This is a genomic window from Clostridium ljungdahlii DSM 13528 (assembly GCF_000143685.1).
In the GTDB taxonomy this organism is placed as follows: domain Bacteria; phylum Bacillota; class Clostridia; order Clostridiales; family Clostridiaceae; genus Clostridium_B; species Clostridium_B ljungdahlii.
This window is the reverse complement of sequence record NC_014328.1, coordinates 3,787,250-3,803,555: the sequence shown is the minus strand read 5'-3', so window position 1 is coordinate 3,803,555 and position 16,306 is coordinate 3,787,250. Positions and strand designations below refer to the sequence as shown.

Here is a 16,306-nt window from a genome sequence, read left to right as displayed (position 1 = left end):
ATACTATAACATCTCCTCGTTGCTAAATATTTCTTCTGCAATTTGAACCATCTTACGTTTCCTTTTAACTTCATTTTTTAGAAATTGAATTCCTTTATCTGTAGCAATGTAAACTTTTTTTTGCTCTGATTCCTCTGTAAGTTTTATGAGTTTTGCATCAAGAAGTTTTTTTATACTTGTATATAAAGATGCAGGACCTATTGAAAACTTGCCTTCTGACATCTTTTCAACTGATTTCATAATCAAATAGCCATGTTTAGGTTTTATTAAAGATAGCAAAATATAATAGTATGCGTCTGTAAGTTCACCCATTTCCAAAGAATTATTTCTAGCCATTTTTACCTCCTATATATCATTAAATGACATATCATTTAGTATAATATATCATTAAATGATATATGTGTCAATTATTTATTACTTATTAGTGGGCTGCAATAATATATGTGCAATTATAAAATGAATGTGTAAATATATGTGATTTATATTGTCAATTGATAATTATTCAATCATATTAAAAATTATTGAAAAGAGGTGCTTTAATGAGTTTTTTCTCAAGATCATCAGAAAAAAATGGATATGGAGATAAGCATCGAGGTAGTAACTATTATAAAAGAGAAGGATTTTTAAGCCGTATATTGAGAATGTTTGGGTCACTTTCCAATTCAGGCAGGAAGTATAATAACCAGTATTCTCACAGTTTACATCAAAACCATCATTCCGATAGACGGCATTATTCAAATCAGAGACATCATAGAAGATATAAAAGTTCATGGTCATGATATCGTTTTTTAAGAAAAAGACATATCCAGCAGGCTGTTTTATTAATGAATATAAAGTTATAAGATTAATAGGTGAAGGACGGTTTGGCATATGATATTTAGTTAACAGTACTTATGCAAAATGATTTAATCATAGAAAAATCAATAGCTTAAACATTAAAGTATTATGTAAAAGGTTGTTGCTATGGGAATGCATATAGTTGTTTTGCTGTGCTCAAATGGATGGTTTAAATTAACTGTTTGCTTTCGAATGTGGATTCCAAAGCAAAAATGCGAAGATTATCACATCAAGCTTGAACTGGCAATAGATATGATAACTTTCGCTCACAAATTTGGATTACAGGTCGAATACGCAACATTCGATACCGGGTATTCCTCAAAAGATTGTAAAAGTAAACAGGTAAATGATATTACAAGTCCCATAGTAACAACCATTTGGGATAAGTTAAGTGGTTAAAGCTATTGATTTTTCAATGTTATTTTTGTGCTGCGTAAGTACTGTTAAATATTAAAATCCGTTTGACAATATGCAATCCTACCATTTTCAATTGTAAGAACTGGGACTATCAGTTGGTTTCCCTCATGTGTTGCACCTTTTGAATCACTAAATACAACTTTTTTATCTACGATTTTACAAATAGTAATATCTGCATATGCTCCTTTTTTCAGTGTTCCAATCTTACCTTCCATACCCATTAATTTTGCAGGATTAACAGTTACGGTTTTTAAAACGTCTTCTAAGCTCATACCAAAGCTAAGATATTTTGACATGACAAATGGTAAGCTCTTAACTTGTGCCGGTACATTTAAAGTAACTTTTGTCGTATCCGTACTAATTATATCCGGCAAGAACTTATTTGAAATGGATTGTTTGGCTACCTTATAATCTAAATTGAACCTTCCGTTTGCACAATCAAAAATTACTCCTCTTTTTGCAGCATCTAAAAATGCTGGTTTTATTGTACCATCTTCTTCTAGTAAAGTTGAACCTGTTCCATGATAAATATGACAGTATATATCACCTTTTCTAAGCATGCTTACCAGTTCAGCAGCATCAATTGGCGGATTAGTTGTATGAACACATACAGGTACCCCTAATTCTTGAGCAAGTTTTAACGTCTCTTCCAATGGTTTCGTACCTAAACCTCCCACAGTATTTTTACTAAAACGAATCTTTAAGCCTAATATTGTACCTTTATATTTTCTAATTAAAGATCGTATCAAATCCTTTTGAAACAATTTTGGATCAAGAGGTTCATCAATCCCTGCGCCCGGTTGGCCAATAGATGATACATTTAAAAATGCCTTTATTTTCAGTTTACTATTCATCATTGAATTTTTATAAAACATTTCAAAATTGACACATCCTGTACTTCCTGCATCAACAGCTGCTGTAACACCATTGGCTAATAATAAATCTGGTGAAACCCCAAAATCACTTCCTTCATAAATATGTGTATGAAAATCGATAAGGCCTGGAAAAACATAACAACCTTTAGCATTTATAGTCTGAATTGCTTGCCCATCTTGAGAATAATCTGCAATTTTATCATCTTTTACTGCAACTATATGCTTACCTTTATTTCCGGTAGCCGGATCCAATAAATAACCATTTCTAACAATTAAATCATATTTCATATTTGCTTTCCTCCTAATGCATTATATTTTTAACTAATGTATCTTGTTTTTATAAGGATTTTACACAATATTGAAGCTTCTTTGCATGTGGAAAATCGTTTTCATCTTAATTAAATTATACATATTTTTTAATTTATGCAGAAAAATTTTTTTCCACTTGACCGTTGTCAATTTCCACATTTTTAAATTTTACAAAGAACATACAAACCATACCAACAGCACAGATAATTCCTGCTATGATAAACGCTGCTGAATATCCATAATTTTTTACTAGAGTTCCTGTTAAAGTTGGAGCTATAAATGCAGATGTTTGTCCTAAAAAATGCATAATTCCACTAAATGTACCTGTTTTTGATGGTTCAATGTCTATAAGATTACTCCAATATATGGAGTTAGCTGCTAGAGCTGCAGAATTTCCTAAAGCCATTAAAAGTAAAACCTGCATTGCGCTTCCCATTTTAGGAATTAATAAAAAACATATAGAAGATAGAAGTAATGATATAACCGATACACTATTTCTAGCAAATCTAAGATTTCCAGTTCTCATTCGAATATAATCTGAAATTTTTCCGCCAAGTACTGTAGTAAAAATAGGACCAATCCATGGTATCATTCCTAAATACCATAGAGATGTTAATTTAAAATGATATACATCCTGGAGATACTTTGGTGTCCATGTTAGTAATAAAAAAATGATGTAACTGCAAGCAAAGAAACCAACCGTATTACAAATCAATGATGGATTTTTAAAAAAATCAAACCAGTGAATTTTATCTTGTGAAACATTATCTTTAGTTTTAAGATCGGTATTATATCTTATTTCGGCAAGTTCCTCTTTTGATATTCTAGGATTATCTTCTGGTAAACTCGTAAAAACCCTACTAAAAATTGAAGCCCAAACAAGTCCTAACAATCCCATTGTCACTAACATAACTTTCCAATTAGTTAGTGAAATAATTGTAACTGCTATAGGAGCCGTTATTACTGAACCTAGTGGAGTACCAATAAGAGTTAAAGAGGAACAAAATGTTCTTTCCTTTGGTGCAACCCAGTTTGCCATAGTACGGCTCATAGAAACAAATGAAGGACCTTCAGCAAGACCAAATAATACTCGAACTACAAAGAAACCTGCAAGAGCCGATCCGCCGAATACTGTAATTCCAATATCTCCAGCAAAGGCTGTTAACATCTCAAAAACAGACCAAATAGAACCAAATACAATCCAAGTAAATTTAGGACCTTTTTTATCTGCTAGGAAGCCGCCAAATAATCCACCAACAGCATAACCATATCCAAAGTATCCCATAACTGCTCCCCATGATTGTGCATTTAGTCCATATTCTTTAATAATATCTGCTTGTCCATAAGAAAGAGCTCCTCTGTCTATATAATTTATTGTCATAATAGCCAGTACCATGAAAATAATAAAATAACGATATCTTCCTTTCTTCAATTCAAATTACCTCCTATTTTTTCTATAAATTCTGAATTTTAAAGACATATTTATTTGTTTTATTATATTTAAAGCCTTTACCTTTTGCAAAAATCAAAATTAATAACGTTATTAATTAAATTTTAATTAGTCTACAAAAAAGAATTTATTTTTAATGAAATTGTTTACATTGATAAGATAAATGTATTATAGAAAACATTCTTCTAAAAAGAATGTTTTCTATTAATTTTATATTATTATTAAAATTAATTTAAAATTTTATAAATATTCACAACCAATTTCTTTTAGTTTAGAATCAACCCAAGGCCTAATATATGTTCCTTCTTTCATTATAATGTCCATAATTCCTTCTTCTTTTACTACAACTTTTTTAGCCTTATTAACAAGTTCTTCAGCTTCACTTGGTTTAACAATTATGATTCCATCTCCATCCCCGATAATGATATCTCCAGGATGTACAACTTGTCCTCCAAAACTGATTGTGGTATTAATCTCTCCAGGGCCATTTTTATAAGGTCCGTTAGGTGTAGTGCCTTTAGCATAAACGGGAAAATCCAATTTTGATATTTCATCATAATCTCTAATACACCCATCAACAATAACACCTGCAAGTTTTCTAACTTTACAATAATTGATCATTAATTCACCAAATATTGCACGTGAAGTGTCTCCTCCAGCATCTATAACGACTACATCACCTTCTTGAGCCATATCCATGGCTTTATGAAACATCAAATTATCGCCTTGTGCTACTTTAACAGTGAATGCAGTACCTAGTAACTTTGCTTTATTGACTGGTTTAATATCGTAATGTACAGCTGCTGTTCTGTTCATACAATCATCAATATTTGCAACAGGTATATTCCTAAATCCCTCAACTAAAGACTTATCTGGACGTTTAAAATCACTAATTATTTTGCAACCAATATTTGACATATTATTGTCCTCCTATTATTTTATTAAAATATTTATTTTATGATATTCAAATCTTCAAACTTATTTAAAACATCTTTGTTAGCTACATATTTTCTTTTCACACTTTTCTTGTTCAATACACAATCAACAAGTTCAATGGCAAGTTTAATTTGATTTTTCTGAGCATTCTCACCATAAAACGCACTATGACATGTTAATGCAACGTTTTCATTACTAATTAATGGACTATTTGGTGACAATGGTTCTTTTTCAAAAACATCTAAACCTGCATAACGAATTTCTCCATCTGCTAGTGCCTTTTCTAAATCCTGCTGATTGATAAGCCCTCCTCTTGAAACATTGATAATCATTGAAGTATTTTTCATTTGTTTAAAAGCTTTATAATCAAAAATATGACGTGTTTCTGGAGTTAATGGTGCATGAATTGAAATAATATCAGAATTTTTTAACATTTCTTCAAATGATACAACAGTTACGTCCATACTATTTTGAATACTCTTATCAATAAATGGATCACATACAATTACCTTCGACCCAAATCCTTTTTTAAAGATTTGATACAAAAGTCTCCCTGAAGCCCCAAAGCCAAAAATACCTACAGTCATTTCCTCAAGGTTCCTAGGTACATAACCCGCTGCTTTTCTCCATTCACCTTTTCGAATACCTCTATCATAAAATCCTACATTTCTAATCAAATTAAGAATGAGTGCAGCAGCATGAATGGAAAGCTCCTTTATACAAAATCCTGGCATAAATTGTACTATTACTCCCTTTTTGGTTGCCGTCTCCAAATCTATGGAATTTACACCAATTCCAAATCGTTGAACTAGTTTTAGTTTTGGAAGATTTTCTATAACATCTTTTGTAATTGGCGGATTGCCTGTACCCAGGATAACATCTGCATCTTGACATCCATTAATAATTTCCTCAGAAGTGTTATAGTGCTCTAATCTTAAATTAATTCCATTTTGAAAATATTGTTTCTTAATGTAATTTTGATTTTCAAGACTAACACTTCCATAATCTCTATCTACTATGACAGCATTCCACATAATATTACCTCCTGTATATGTTTACATATAGATTATGCATTGTAAAGGTGATGGCCATCACATGATATCCAGTGCTAAACCTTAATTAAATTATATTAACATATAGAAACTTTGTAAAATATCTATTATTATATTAATTGTATAGACAAAAAGGAATAAAGTTTGACATGCAGAGAGAAAAAGGTATATTATTAATTTATGTAGATAAAAACGTATACAGTTTGACATAGAGAGGAGTGGAGAGGAGTGGAGAGAAGATATGCTATTAAAAAATTATGAGTACTTTCTTACAATTGTTAAAGAAGGAAATATTTCAAAGGCTGCATCTAAATTATATGTTTCTCAGCCTTCACTTAGCAAATATTTAAAAAAGCTTGAGGAAAATGCAGGCACTGAGCTATTTACAAGAGCTTCTCACCCATTAAAACTTACTCCTGCAGGCGAATTATTCATGCAATACATTCAAGATGTTATTAAACGAAATAAAAAATTACAACAAGATTTTTCAGATGTTAAAAATTCAGTCAGTGGGAGAGTGACATTAGGTATTACAGTATGGAGATCCTCTATCTTACTACCAATCGTATTTCCCAATTTTAAAAAAAAATACCCTAAAATAGATATTGAATTACAAGAAGGATCCCATCAATATATGTTCTCATTGCTGAAACAAAACAAAGTAGATTTTTGTATTTTACAGTCACCTAACAGTCACCATAACATTATTTTTGAACATCTTGCATTTGAACATATCCTTTTTACTGTAAACTATCATAATCCACTATTAAAAAAATTAGACTATGATGTGAATAAAAGAATAAATTTTATGAGCCAGAAAGACTTTCTACAATTTAAAGATGAACCATTTTTTATGCTAAAGGAAGGGCAACTTCTCCGTGAAGTTTCACAAAATTTTTTAAACAAACTAGGAATTAACATTATCCCTACTATAGAAACATCAAATATAATGACCGCTGTAAATCTTGTATCTGCTGATATGGGCGTTACATTTGTACCAGAATCAATACTTAAAATAGAAGAAAACGTAAAAAATCTCATGTTCTTTAAAATAGATACTCCTCCTTTGCAATGGGAAATCACAATTGCATATAAAACAGGAACAATATTAAGCAAGCCAGCATTGTTATTTATAAAGTCTATTAAGAAAGTATATACAAATGTTAATAATGATTAGCTCAACTTTTTCCAGCCGCATTAACATATGTAAGATCACTTACTACTATTTCTAAATCACTTCTGTTATCAAATTCTCTATTTACTAAATTCTCTACTTTTATAGTATAATCTGAAACCAGCCTGTATTTGTCTATGATTTGTATTATTTTTCTCTTATAATAAACCAAGCTCCTTGGAATACCTATCGTTCTGCACATTGTGCTGATGCTTTTAATCAACCAGAAATGAATGATATCCGGTTGAAACAATGGGCAGCAGTATAGGTTACCCACACAAGTGAAGTTATTGAACGTATATTTAAGAGTGTAACATAAAAGAACAAGGATATAACTCTGCATTATCAGTTTTGAAATTAAGTAAGAGTTATTCAGGGGAACGTCTTGAAGCTGCATGTGAAATAGCTTTGCCTATGGCATGTGTACCTCATTATAAACACCTTAAATCCATTCTCGCTAGAAATCAAGATATTATCTATCTTGAGCAAAAAATGCCCATCCTAAAATTATAGATTCAAGGAGAATTATAAAAATATAAGTTGATTTTTTATTTATTTCTACATTTAATTTCCTGTATTTGTAGTAGAATAGTTTTAAATGATCAATTTATAAGTGTGGAGGCTAATTTATGAAATTATTATTGACTAACGACGATGGAGTTAATGCAAAGGGAATATATGCATTAGCTAAAGAATTAGAAAAAAAGCATGAAGTGATAATTGTTGCGCCGGATGTTGAAAAAAGTGCCAGCAGTCATTCCATAACAGTAAGAGATCCTTTATTTGTAAAACAAGTGAAGCTTGAAGGAATAAAATCGAAAGCTTACAGCGTCACTGGTACACCTGCAGACTGTGTAAAGATTGCAATAGATAAAATTGTAGATGGAAATATAGATATGGTTTTATCTGGAATAAATAATGGATTGAATATTGGATTGGACGTGTTGTATTCCGGTACGGTTTCTGCAGCTATTGAGGCTGCCATTAATAAAATACCTTCACTGGCTGCATCTATGGAAGTTGAAGATGGAGTTGAAGGAGAATATGAGGATGCAGCAAAATGTGTTTCAGAAGTGCTGGAAAAGCTTCAAGATAGACACATGAAAGATGATGTTGTATTTAATTTAAATATGCCTATGAAGATAAAAAAAGGAATTAAAGTGTGTAAAATTGGGGAAAGAGGATATACTGGTTATTTTATAGAGGTGGATTCCAAAGATGAGGGAAAGACTTTTCAACTAAAAGGTAAGATGAGTGAATCTCTTGTTATTGACACAGATGGATATTTTATAAAACAAGGTTATGCTACTTTAACACCACTTCACTATGATCTTACTAATTTTAAACTGCTTAAACAGGTTGATAAAATTTTTAGTTAATAAATCTTAGTTATCTGAAAGATCAGAAAATTTAAGTGTTTAATTTAGTATATGTTAAAGAATAGTGTTGATATTAGGCTGTATTTTAAGAATATTAAGAACAGAAAAAGAGAGCTTATTCAGGAATGCTCATTATGAGTTATCTGAATAAGTTCGAAAAGAAATTTTTAAATATATTGAATTATTGTAATATTGAAAAGGGTGTTTTTACTTAAACTTTTAACTGAAATCCATTAAGTTTTGTAAATAATGTTGATATGAATGTTTTCAAATTTATTACTTTCCTAGTGCTGCTGCCACCATTGCTTTAACATTCTCGGGTCTTGCATTTGGGGGTATACCACAGCCGGAAGCAAGTATAAATCCTCTTCCCATATCCTTTATCAACTGAGTACTGTAATTGTATATTTCATCAGGAGTTCCAAGAGTAAGTTTTGCAGCTTGTACGTCTCCTTTAATACACATACGGTCTCCTAATTTTTCTTTAATTTTATAAATATCAGTTGTTCCATCTGTTTCAAAAACACAGGTGCCTTTTGGAAAATCTTTAAAATAGTCAAGAGAACGCTGCCAATTGGCATCAATATGAAAGTTTGCAGTTAATCCTGTTTCTATTACGGCATAAGTTATCTTTTTAAGAGGGTTCCATATAAACCTTTCCCATAATTTAGGATTATAGAAGTCAGGACAGCCGCGTCCCATAGCTACGAATACAGAAATAGGATCTACAGCATTTTGAATACTCTGTTTCATTGCCTTAATATTGGCATCAGTTATTATATCCATTACTGCTTCTACCTTTTCAGGTATTCTTCTTATATCTACCATGAATTTTGCCATGGTACGGCCTCCACTCAAGTAATCAACAGGATGGGAAATTGTACCTGCGTAATAAAGAGGATATCCCTCATCCCGCATGTTTTTGTTAAATTGAGGAGCTTTAGTAATTATTTCTTGGGTTTTTTGAAAATCAACATTTATCTTTGAAGCGTAAAAATTGTTCTGAAATTCCTCAAAACCTTTATCTATTATGGTATCATAGTCATCAACGGTCATATATTCGCGCTCATCAACTTGCCAGAGCGTATTATCAGGGAGTTCACGTCCAGGAAGCTTTATATTGGAAAAAAATATCATTCCCATCATTGCTGCATTTGAAAAGGTTCCAGATGAGCCGTCAAATCTAAACATTTTTGCTCCATCTATTTGAACCTTATTTGAGATTTCCAAATTTGATACATAATCAGATAATTTAACACCGGCTACATTAGCAAGGAAAGCATCTGCATATGGAATAACAGGTGTTCTATCAGGTTTTTCAAGTGCTATTGCTTTTTTTATTCTGGTTAAACGTTCATTGTATAATTCTTGTGATGTCTTCATATTATTTCACCTCCGCTAATTTTAAACTTGTAATGTTTTACATCTTAAATATTATTCCATATGTTATAAATATAATCATATATGGTTTTTTTAAAAATAAACTTTGCTATATAATTATAACAAGTTAACGTTTTCATTACAATGAACATTAGGCTGAATATGTATACATAAATTTCAGCAAAAAGCACTGTCCTTTTTTAAAAGTTTAGGCATAACAATAGCTATAAGCTAAAATCAGTTTTTACATTAGTAACTTATGAAAGTTTGAAATACATCAAATATGATGATAATATTTTTAATAAAGGCTTTCCCCTAAGTACTATAATTGTAATCAAGAGGTGAATAGTATGGCTGTGAGTCTGAATAGCATCATACAAGAATTGATAGAGTTTAATCTGGAAGTATTTATATCACAAGATAACGAAATACTAGTACAAGCTGTTAAACTACTGGAAATTAATCAGGTAATATTTGAACCACAGTATTTATATGTTGGCTTAGTTTTAGATTTTCCCAAAAGTATCCCTTCAAATATACCAGTAAATATCATTTGTGTAACTGAAAATACACACTTTGATGTGAATTCTAAAGAGGAAAACCTAAATTTAATTTTGATACAGAGTAAAGTTGAAGTGGCTTGTATCTTTAATAAGATACAAAGTGTTTTCGCCAATGAGCAGAAAATCCAATTAAAGCGTGAGAAATTAATTAATGCATTTATTCATGGAAAGGGTCTGCAGGGTATTATTAATACTGCCTATAAACTGCTTAGTAATCCAATAATTCTTATTGACTCTAGCTCTAAGCTGCTTTCTTATTGCGGCAGTATTGAAGTAAACGATATATTTTGGAATGACTTAGTCTTAAATGGATACTTTTCCTATGAGTCAATATCTATGATTGAAGCTAAGAAGCTATCTGATATTATTAGCAGAAATGTTGACCCGGTTTATGTTGGAAAAGAAATCTTTGACGTTGCACGACTTATTTCTAAGATTGTTTCTGATAATAAAATTGTTGGTTCTATCGCCATGTTAGAGTATGAAAAACTTTTTAGCGAAAATGACATAATACTTTTCAAACTTTTATGTGAAATCATTTCTTCTGAAATGCAAAAAGGAAGATTTATCCAAAATTCAAATGGATATATGTATGAATCCTTTATTACCCAAATTCTTGATGGAAAAAAAATCAATTCTAAAATTATAAATGATCGAATTAAATGTCTTGATTTAAACCTGAAAGAAAATCTATATGTATTGACCATTCAATTTACGGAATCTGACATTATAGAAAAAGTCGATGTTCAATATTTATGTAATATTTTTGAACAAATTATAAGCGGGAGCAAATGTATTATATATGATAATTCCGTTGTAGCAGTTATCAGTTGCAGCACAAAAATGACTGCTCAGCAGAATGATATAAAAAAACTTGCAGACTTCCTTAAAAAAAGCAATATGTACGGTGGGGTAAGCAGATGTTTTTACAATATTTCCAATTTGCAAGAATACTACCGTCAATCTGTAAAGTCAATAGAATATGGAATAATTACAGCAAAGAAAGATCACCTTTATTTTTATGAGAAGTATGTTTTATACTGCCTATTGGACATTTGCCAAAGTAAAGACGAATTAATAAAGTTTTGTCATGTATCTATATTTACTTTAATTGAGTATGATAATAATCAACATACGAATAATATGAAAGTACTTTATACCTATCTTAAAAACGAAAAGAGAATAGCAGCAACAGCTGCTGATTTGCGAATCCATCGGAATACTTTGACATCACATATTAAGACTATAGAAAAAGTTATGAATATTAATCTGGACGATGTGGACACAGCGTTTCATCTCTATTTGACTTTTAAAATTCTAATGTTTACTAAGTCATTAAATTTTAAGTTTTAAGAATAGGCTGCTAAAGTTATTACTAATATTAAAGAGAACGAATTTTACACGTTCTTCGAAATATAATGCTAAAAATAAAAACTTGTGTTTTTGTAATGGTAGCAGATAAGACTATGCAGCAGGTACTTAGTAAAAGTTGTGATATTGGATTTTGTGGGCCGGAGCAGACAATATATATATATAACCAGAAGAGAAAGGATTACCCCGTACTTTTTGCACAACTTACAACTACGGATGGTTCTTTTTTAGTTGGTAGAAAAGCGGAAAAAAACTTTGATTGGAAATCTGTAAAAGGTAAAAGTATAATTGGAGGAAGACCTGGCGGAGTTCCTGAAATGGCTCTGGAGTATGTATTGCAGAAAAATGGAATTCAACCTGGAAAAGACGTTAACTTGATGACTAATATTGCCTATACTGCAACAGGAGGAGCTTTTAAATCGAAAACAGGGGATTATGTTGCACTTTTTGAACCAACAGCTAGTATGCTTGAAAAAGATAAAACTGGATACGTAGTTGCTTCAGTAGGTAAATCTGCTGGTGTGCTTCCGTATACCTGTTATTTTTCAACTAAATCCTATATGGAAAAGAATCCACAGACTATACAAAAATTCACTGATGCAATTCATCAAGGACAAATATGGGTTCAAAAACACAGTGACAAAGAAGTGGCTGAGGCTATAAAATCATTTTTCCCTGGAACAGATGAAGATATCTTGATTTCTGTAGTGAAAAATTATAGAGCTATAAATGCCTATGCGACTACGCCAGTTATAAAACAGCAGGATTTAAACAGGCTTGAGGATATAATACAAAACTATAAACCTAGTTTAATACCTTCAAGACCAGACTTTAATAAGATAGTTAATAACTCTTTTGCAGAAAAAGCTATTAAATAATTTATATACATCAATAGATTATTAGTAATTGAAAATTACATTTAAGTTAAGAATTAATAGTGAAAAATGAGTGAAAATTAATTATAACTATTAATTCTTAACTATTAATTTTAAATTTAAACTCTGCTTACACATAACTTTTGATATAATGGAATAAAATACAATTAGTCTTTTTACTGCATAAATGGTAGGTGGTGTATGTTTTGAATAATGAATATTTAGATTATATAGAAGATTATGCTCGAAAGGTTGATTTTAAGAAAATAGGAGAAGATCCATTTTATTTTGAAAAGGTGTATAGGGATATAGGTATGAAATTTGAAGATCTATATGGAGCTTCATATAATGAAATGGATGAAGCATATATTCCAGGAACTTTGTTAAATGCAGATAATGAAAAATTTATTGCTGTATTTTTTATAGGAGTAAGAAATGGTGGCATAAATTATAGAGCTATTATATTTCATCCTAAATATGGTCTTGTAGATGAAGATGATTTTCAAGATGTATTATCGGAAGAAGAATACCTTTCTATGATACACTATAAATATAGATTGTGTGTAAAATTATTGAATGATTCGCCAGGAAATATGTTTAAAAAATACTAGTTGTATAAGATTGATGTATATAGGAATTTACTATAAAAATTCTTGACAGGTTGAAAAATAACGTTATAATAGAACTATATAAATTTGAATTTGTTAACTGTGAAAAAGAGGATTAGAGATAATGGAGTATAAAGAGAGGAAAATCTGTTAGTTGAGAGGTTTTCTATATGGATTATCTTGAAGGTAGCTTTGGAGTTTCTTTGCTGAAATAACAGTAGGTAAAGACGGTTTTCTTAATCGTTATTTTTTAAGAGCCTGTATTTACAGGAAAAAAGGTGGCAACGCGGGTCTTCGTCCTTTGTGGATGAAGGCTTTTTTTGATTTAAGAATGTAAATACTTGAATTGGTATTAATATTAGAATATCTAATAATTAGGAGGAGATTTGATGGCACAAAAGAAAGAAATGGCAACTACTTATAACCCAAAAGAATTTGAAGACAGACTTTATGATCTTTGGCAAGAAAAAGGATATTTTACACCCAAAGCAGATAAAAATAAAAAATCGTATACAATAGTAATACCACCTCCAAATATTACAGGAAAATTGCACCTTGGACACGCGCTAGATGATACTATACAGGACATAATAATAAGAACAAAGAGAATGCAAGGCTACAGTACACTATGGCTTCCGGGTGAAGATCATGCAAGTATTGCAACTGAGGTAAAAGTTGAAAAAGAACTTCTAAAAAATGGAATAGAAAAAAAGAAAATAGGAAGAGAAAAGTTCCTTGAAAAGACTTGGGATTGGAGTAATGAATACAGGGGAAGAATAAGAAATCAGGTAAAGAAGCTTGGTTGTTCTACAGATTTTACAAGAGAGCGATTTACTATGGACGAAGGTCTCAATAAGGCAGTAAAAAAGTTCTTTGTAAAACTATATAATGATGGCCTTATATATCAAGGAAATAGGATAATAAACTGGTGTCCTAAGTGTCAGACAGCTATATCCGATGCGGAAATCGAGTATGAAGAGCAGCAGGGACATTTCTGGCACATAAAATATAAGATTGTAGGCAGCGATGAATACCTTGAAATTGCAACTACAAGACCTGAAACAATGTTTGGAGATACAGCCATTGCAGTTAATCCTAAGGATGAAAGATATAAGCATTTAGTAGGAAAGAAAGCTATACTTCCAATTATAAATAGGGAAATACCTATAGTTGAGGATGACTATGTAGACATGGAGTTTGGTACAGGAGCAGTTAAGATAACACCAGCCCATGACCCTAATGACTATCATGTAGGAAAGAGACATAACCTTCCTGAAATAATAATAATGAATGAAGATGGAACTATAAAATTACCTGGGACAAAATATGATGGACTTGATAGATATGAAGCTAGAAAGTTAGTAGTAGAAGATTTAGATAAGCAGGGATATTTGGTTAAAATCAAAGAACATGCACATAATGTAGGATGTCATGACAGATGTGGTACTACTATCGAACCTATGCTTTCAAAGCAGTGGTTTGTAAAGATGAAATCATTGGCAGAACCTGCTATTAAGGTTGTAAGAGATAAAAAGGTTAAATTTGTACCTGAAAGGTTTGAAAAGACTTACTTCAACTGGATGGAAAACATTCAGGACTGGTGTATTTCAAGACAGCTCTGGTGGGGACATAGAATTCCTGTTTGGTACTGTAAGGATTGTGGCGAAGTTATAGTAACAGACGGAGAAGCTACGAAATGTACAAAATGTGGTTCAACTAACTTAGAACAGGATAAAGATGTACTGGATACCTGGTTTAGTTCTGCATTATGGCCTTTCTCAACACTTGGATGGCCAGATAAGACAGAGGATTTGAAATGCTTCTACCCTAACAATACTCTTGTTACAGGATACGACATAATATTCTTCTGGGTTGCAAGGATGATATTCTCAGGTCTTTACTGTATGGATGATATTCCTTTTGAAAATGTACTTATACATGGTATTGTAAGGGATTCTCAAGGAAGAAAAATGTCAAAATCCCTTGGAAATGGTGTAGATCCAATAGAGGTAATAGATGAGTATGGGGCAGATGCTCTTAGATTTACCCTTATTACAGGAAATGCACCAGGAAATGACATAAGGTATTATCCAGAAAGAGTTGAAGCATCTAGAAATTTTGCAAATAAAATATGGAATGCTTCAAGATTTGTACTTATGAACATAGATGAAGATTTGATGAGTAAGTATAAAGACTGCAAAGATTACAGTGGTGCAGACAGATGGATAATGTCTAAATTAAATACTCTTGTAAAAGAAGTTACAGACAACATAGAAAAATTTGAACTTGGAATAGCTTCTCAGAAATTATATGATTTTATATGGGGAGAGTTATGTGATTGGTATATAGAACTTGTTAAACCTGTTATGTATGGTGAGGATGAAAAAGCTAAGGGTGTAGCATACAATGTATTAAACAATGTATTATCTACAAGTTTGCAGCTATTACATCCTGTAATGCCTTTTATAACTGAAGAAATATATACTCACCTTTATACAGAGTATGAATCTATAACTATATCAAAATGGCCAGAATATGATGAAAGCCTGAAGGATTTAAAGGCAGAAAAAGATATGGAATATATTATAGAGGCTATTAGAGAAATAAGAAATATTAGAACAGAAATGAATGTACCATTTTCCAGAAAAGCAAAAATCATGGTTCATGTAGCTGAAAAAGATGCATATGAAGCTTTTCAAAATGGAGAAGATTATTTCAAAAAATTAGCTTCTGCTAGTGAAGTTGAATTTTTAAAAGATAAAAATGATGTACCAAAAAATATAGTATCAGCAGTAACTAGAGGAGCAGAATTATTTATTCCACTTTTTGATCTAGTAGATATGGATAAGGAAATTGAAAGACTTAATAAGGAAAAGGAAAAACTAGAGGCAGAAATAAAGAGAGTAGAAAATAAACTTTCAAATGAAAAATTTGTTTCCAAGGCACCGGAAGCTGTGGTAAATGCAGAAAGGGAAAAAGGAGATAAGTACAGAGAAATGCTGAATACTGTAATTGAAAGATTGCAGAATATCAAGTAATTCTAAGACTCAGGTGGAGTTTTGCTAAGAGGAATACCTCTA

Annotated in this window: 15 protein-coding genes and 1 other annotated feature; of the genes, 8 read left to right on the top strand and 7 right to left on the bottom strand. The window is 31.2% G+C overall.

Annotated elements, in window-relative coordinates; translation table 11 throughout:
• Positions 1-3 precede the first annotated feature (3 nt).
• Positions 4-336, bottom strand: a complete 333-nt coding sequence (locus tag CLJU_RS17165; RefSeq protein ID WP_013240106.1) for a PadR family transcriptional regulator — start codon at positions 334-336, stop codon at positions 4-6.
• Between the two features lie 203 nt (positions 337-539).
• Here CLJU_RS17165 and CLJU_RS21850 point away from each other — a divergent pair, with 203 nt between their 5' ends.
• Together CLJU_RS21850 and CLJU_RS17160 are read left to right on the top strand one after the other, a co-directional pair.
• Positions 540-779 (top strand): hypothetical protein, encoded by a 240-nt coding sequence (locus CLJU_RS21850; RefSeq protein WP_013240105.1) that lies wholly within the window; start codon positions 540-542, stop codon positions 777-779.
• 184 nt (positions 780-963) lie between these two features.
• A complete protein-coding gene (locus tag CLJU_RS17160) occupies positions 964-1,236 on the top strand; it encodes a hypothetical protein (protein WP_013240104.1) in 273 nt (90 codons plus the stop codon).
• Between the two features lie 44 nt (positions 1,237-1,280).
• Here the strand turns inward: CLJU_RS17160 and CLJU_RS17155 are convergent, their stop codons facing one another.
• The 4 genes from CLJU_RS17155 to CLJU_RS17140 all read right to left on the bottom strand — a co-directional run bounded on the left by CLJU_RS17155 (position 1,281) and on the right by CLJU_RS17140 (position 5,858).
• Positions 1,281-2,417: a metallo-dependent hydrolase gene (locus CLJU_RS17155; RefSeq protein ID WP_013240103.1), complete on the bottom strand. Its 1,137-nt coding sequence runs from the start codon at positions 2,415-2,417 to the stop codon at positions 1,281-1,283.
• Positions 2,418-2,550: 133 nt separating this feature from the next.
• Positions 2,551-3,870: an MFS transporter gene (locus CLJU_RS17150; RefSeq protein WP_013240102.1), complete on the bottom strand. Its 1,320-nt coding sequence runs from the start codon at positions 3,868-3,870 to the stop codon at positions 2,551-2,553.
• Positions 3,871-4,128: 258 nt separating this feature from the next.
• Positions 4,129-4,806 carry an RraA family protein gene (locus CLJU_RS17145; protein WP_013240101.1) on the bottom strand — a complete coding sequence of 226 codons (678 nt, stop codon included), beginning with the start codon at positions 4,804-4,806 and terminating at the stop codon, positions 4,129-4,131.
• Positions 4,807-4,838: 32 nt separating this feature from the next.
• Positions 4,839-5,858 (bottom strand): C-terminal binding protein, encoded by a 1,020-nt coding sequence (locus CLJU_RS17140; RefSeq protein WP_013240100.1) that lies wholly within the window; start codon positions 5,856-5,858, stop codon positions 4,839-4,841.
• A gap of 259 nt (positions 5,859-6,117) precedes the next feature.
• Here CLJU_RS17140 and CLJU_RS17135 point away from each other — a divergent pair, with 259 nt between their 5' ends.
• Complete coding sequence (locus CLJU_RS17135) at positions 6,118-7,053, top strand: LysR family transcriptional regulator (protein ID WP_013240099.1); 936 nt, start codon at positions 6,118-6,120, stop codon at positions 7,051-7,053.
• Position 7,054: 1 nt separating this feature from the next.
• On the opposite strand, the gene CLJU_RS22435 is transcribed toward CLJU_RS17135, so the two are convergent.
• Entirely contained in the window at positions 7,055-7,222 is a 168-nt protein-coding gene (locus CLJU_RS22435; RefSeq protein ID WP_158453199.1) for a hypothetical protein, read from the bottom strand.
• Between the two features lie 457 nt (positions 7,223-7,679).
• Between CLJU_RS22435 and surE the strand changes: the two genes are divergently transcribed.
• Complete coding sequence (surE, locus tag CLJU_RS17130) at positions 7,680-8,429, top strand: 5'/3'-nucleotidase SurE (RefSeq protein WP_013240098.1); 750 nt, start codon at positions 7,680-7,682, stop codon at positions 8,427-8,429.
• Positions 8,430-8,705: 276 nt separating this feature from the next.
• Here surE and CLJU_RS17125 read toward each other — a convergent pair whose 3' ends face one another.
• A complete protein-coding gene (locus CLJU_RS17125; protein ID WP_013240097.1) occupies positions 8,706-9,812 on the bottom strand; it encodes a uroporphyrinogen decarboxylase family protein in 1,107 nt (368 codons plus the stop codon).
• A gap of 347 nt (positions 9,813-10,159) precedes the next feature.
• Between CLJU_RS17125 and CLJU_RS17120 the strand changes: the two genes are divergently transcribed.
• The 4 genes from CLJU_RS17120 (at position 10,160) to CLJU_RS17105 (ending at position 16,264) form a co-directional block, all read left to right on the top strand.
• On the top strand, positions 10,160-11,725 hold the full coding sequence (locus CLJU_RS17120; RefSeq protein WP_013240096.1) for a PucR family transcriptional regulator: 1,566 nt from the start codon (positions 10,160-10,162) through the stop codon (positions 11,723-11,725).
• A 65-nt stretch (positions 11,726-11,790) separates the two neighbouring features.
• The gene (locus CLJU_RS17115; RefSeq protein WP_013240095.1) at positions 11,791-12,621 is read left to right on the top strand and encodes an ABC transporter substrate-binding protein; all 831 of its coding nucleotides are present in this window, start codon (positions 11,791-11,793) and stop codon (positions 12,619-12,621) included.
• A gap of 203 nt (positions 12,622-12,824) precedes the next feature.
• Positions 12,825-13,229 carry a hypothetical protein gene (locus tag CLJU_RS17110; protein ID WP_013240094.1) on the top strand — a complete coding sequence of 135 codons (405 nt, stop codon included), beginning with the start codon at positions 12,825-12,827 and terminating at the stop codon, positions 13,227-13,229.
• A 90-nt stretch (positions 13,230-13,319) separates the two neighbouring features.
• Positions 13,320-13,531 (top strand) — a binding site (T-box leader).
• An 84-nt stretch (positions 13,532-13,615) separates the two neighbouring features.
• Complete coding sequence (locus tag CLJU_RS17105) at positions 13,616-16,264, top strand: valine--tRNA ligase (RefSeq protein ID WP_013240093.1); 2,649 nt, start codon at positions 13,616-13,618, stop codon at positions 16,262-16,264.
• Positions 16,265-16,306 lie beyond the last annotated feature (42 nt).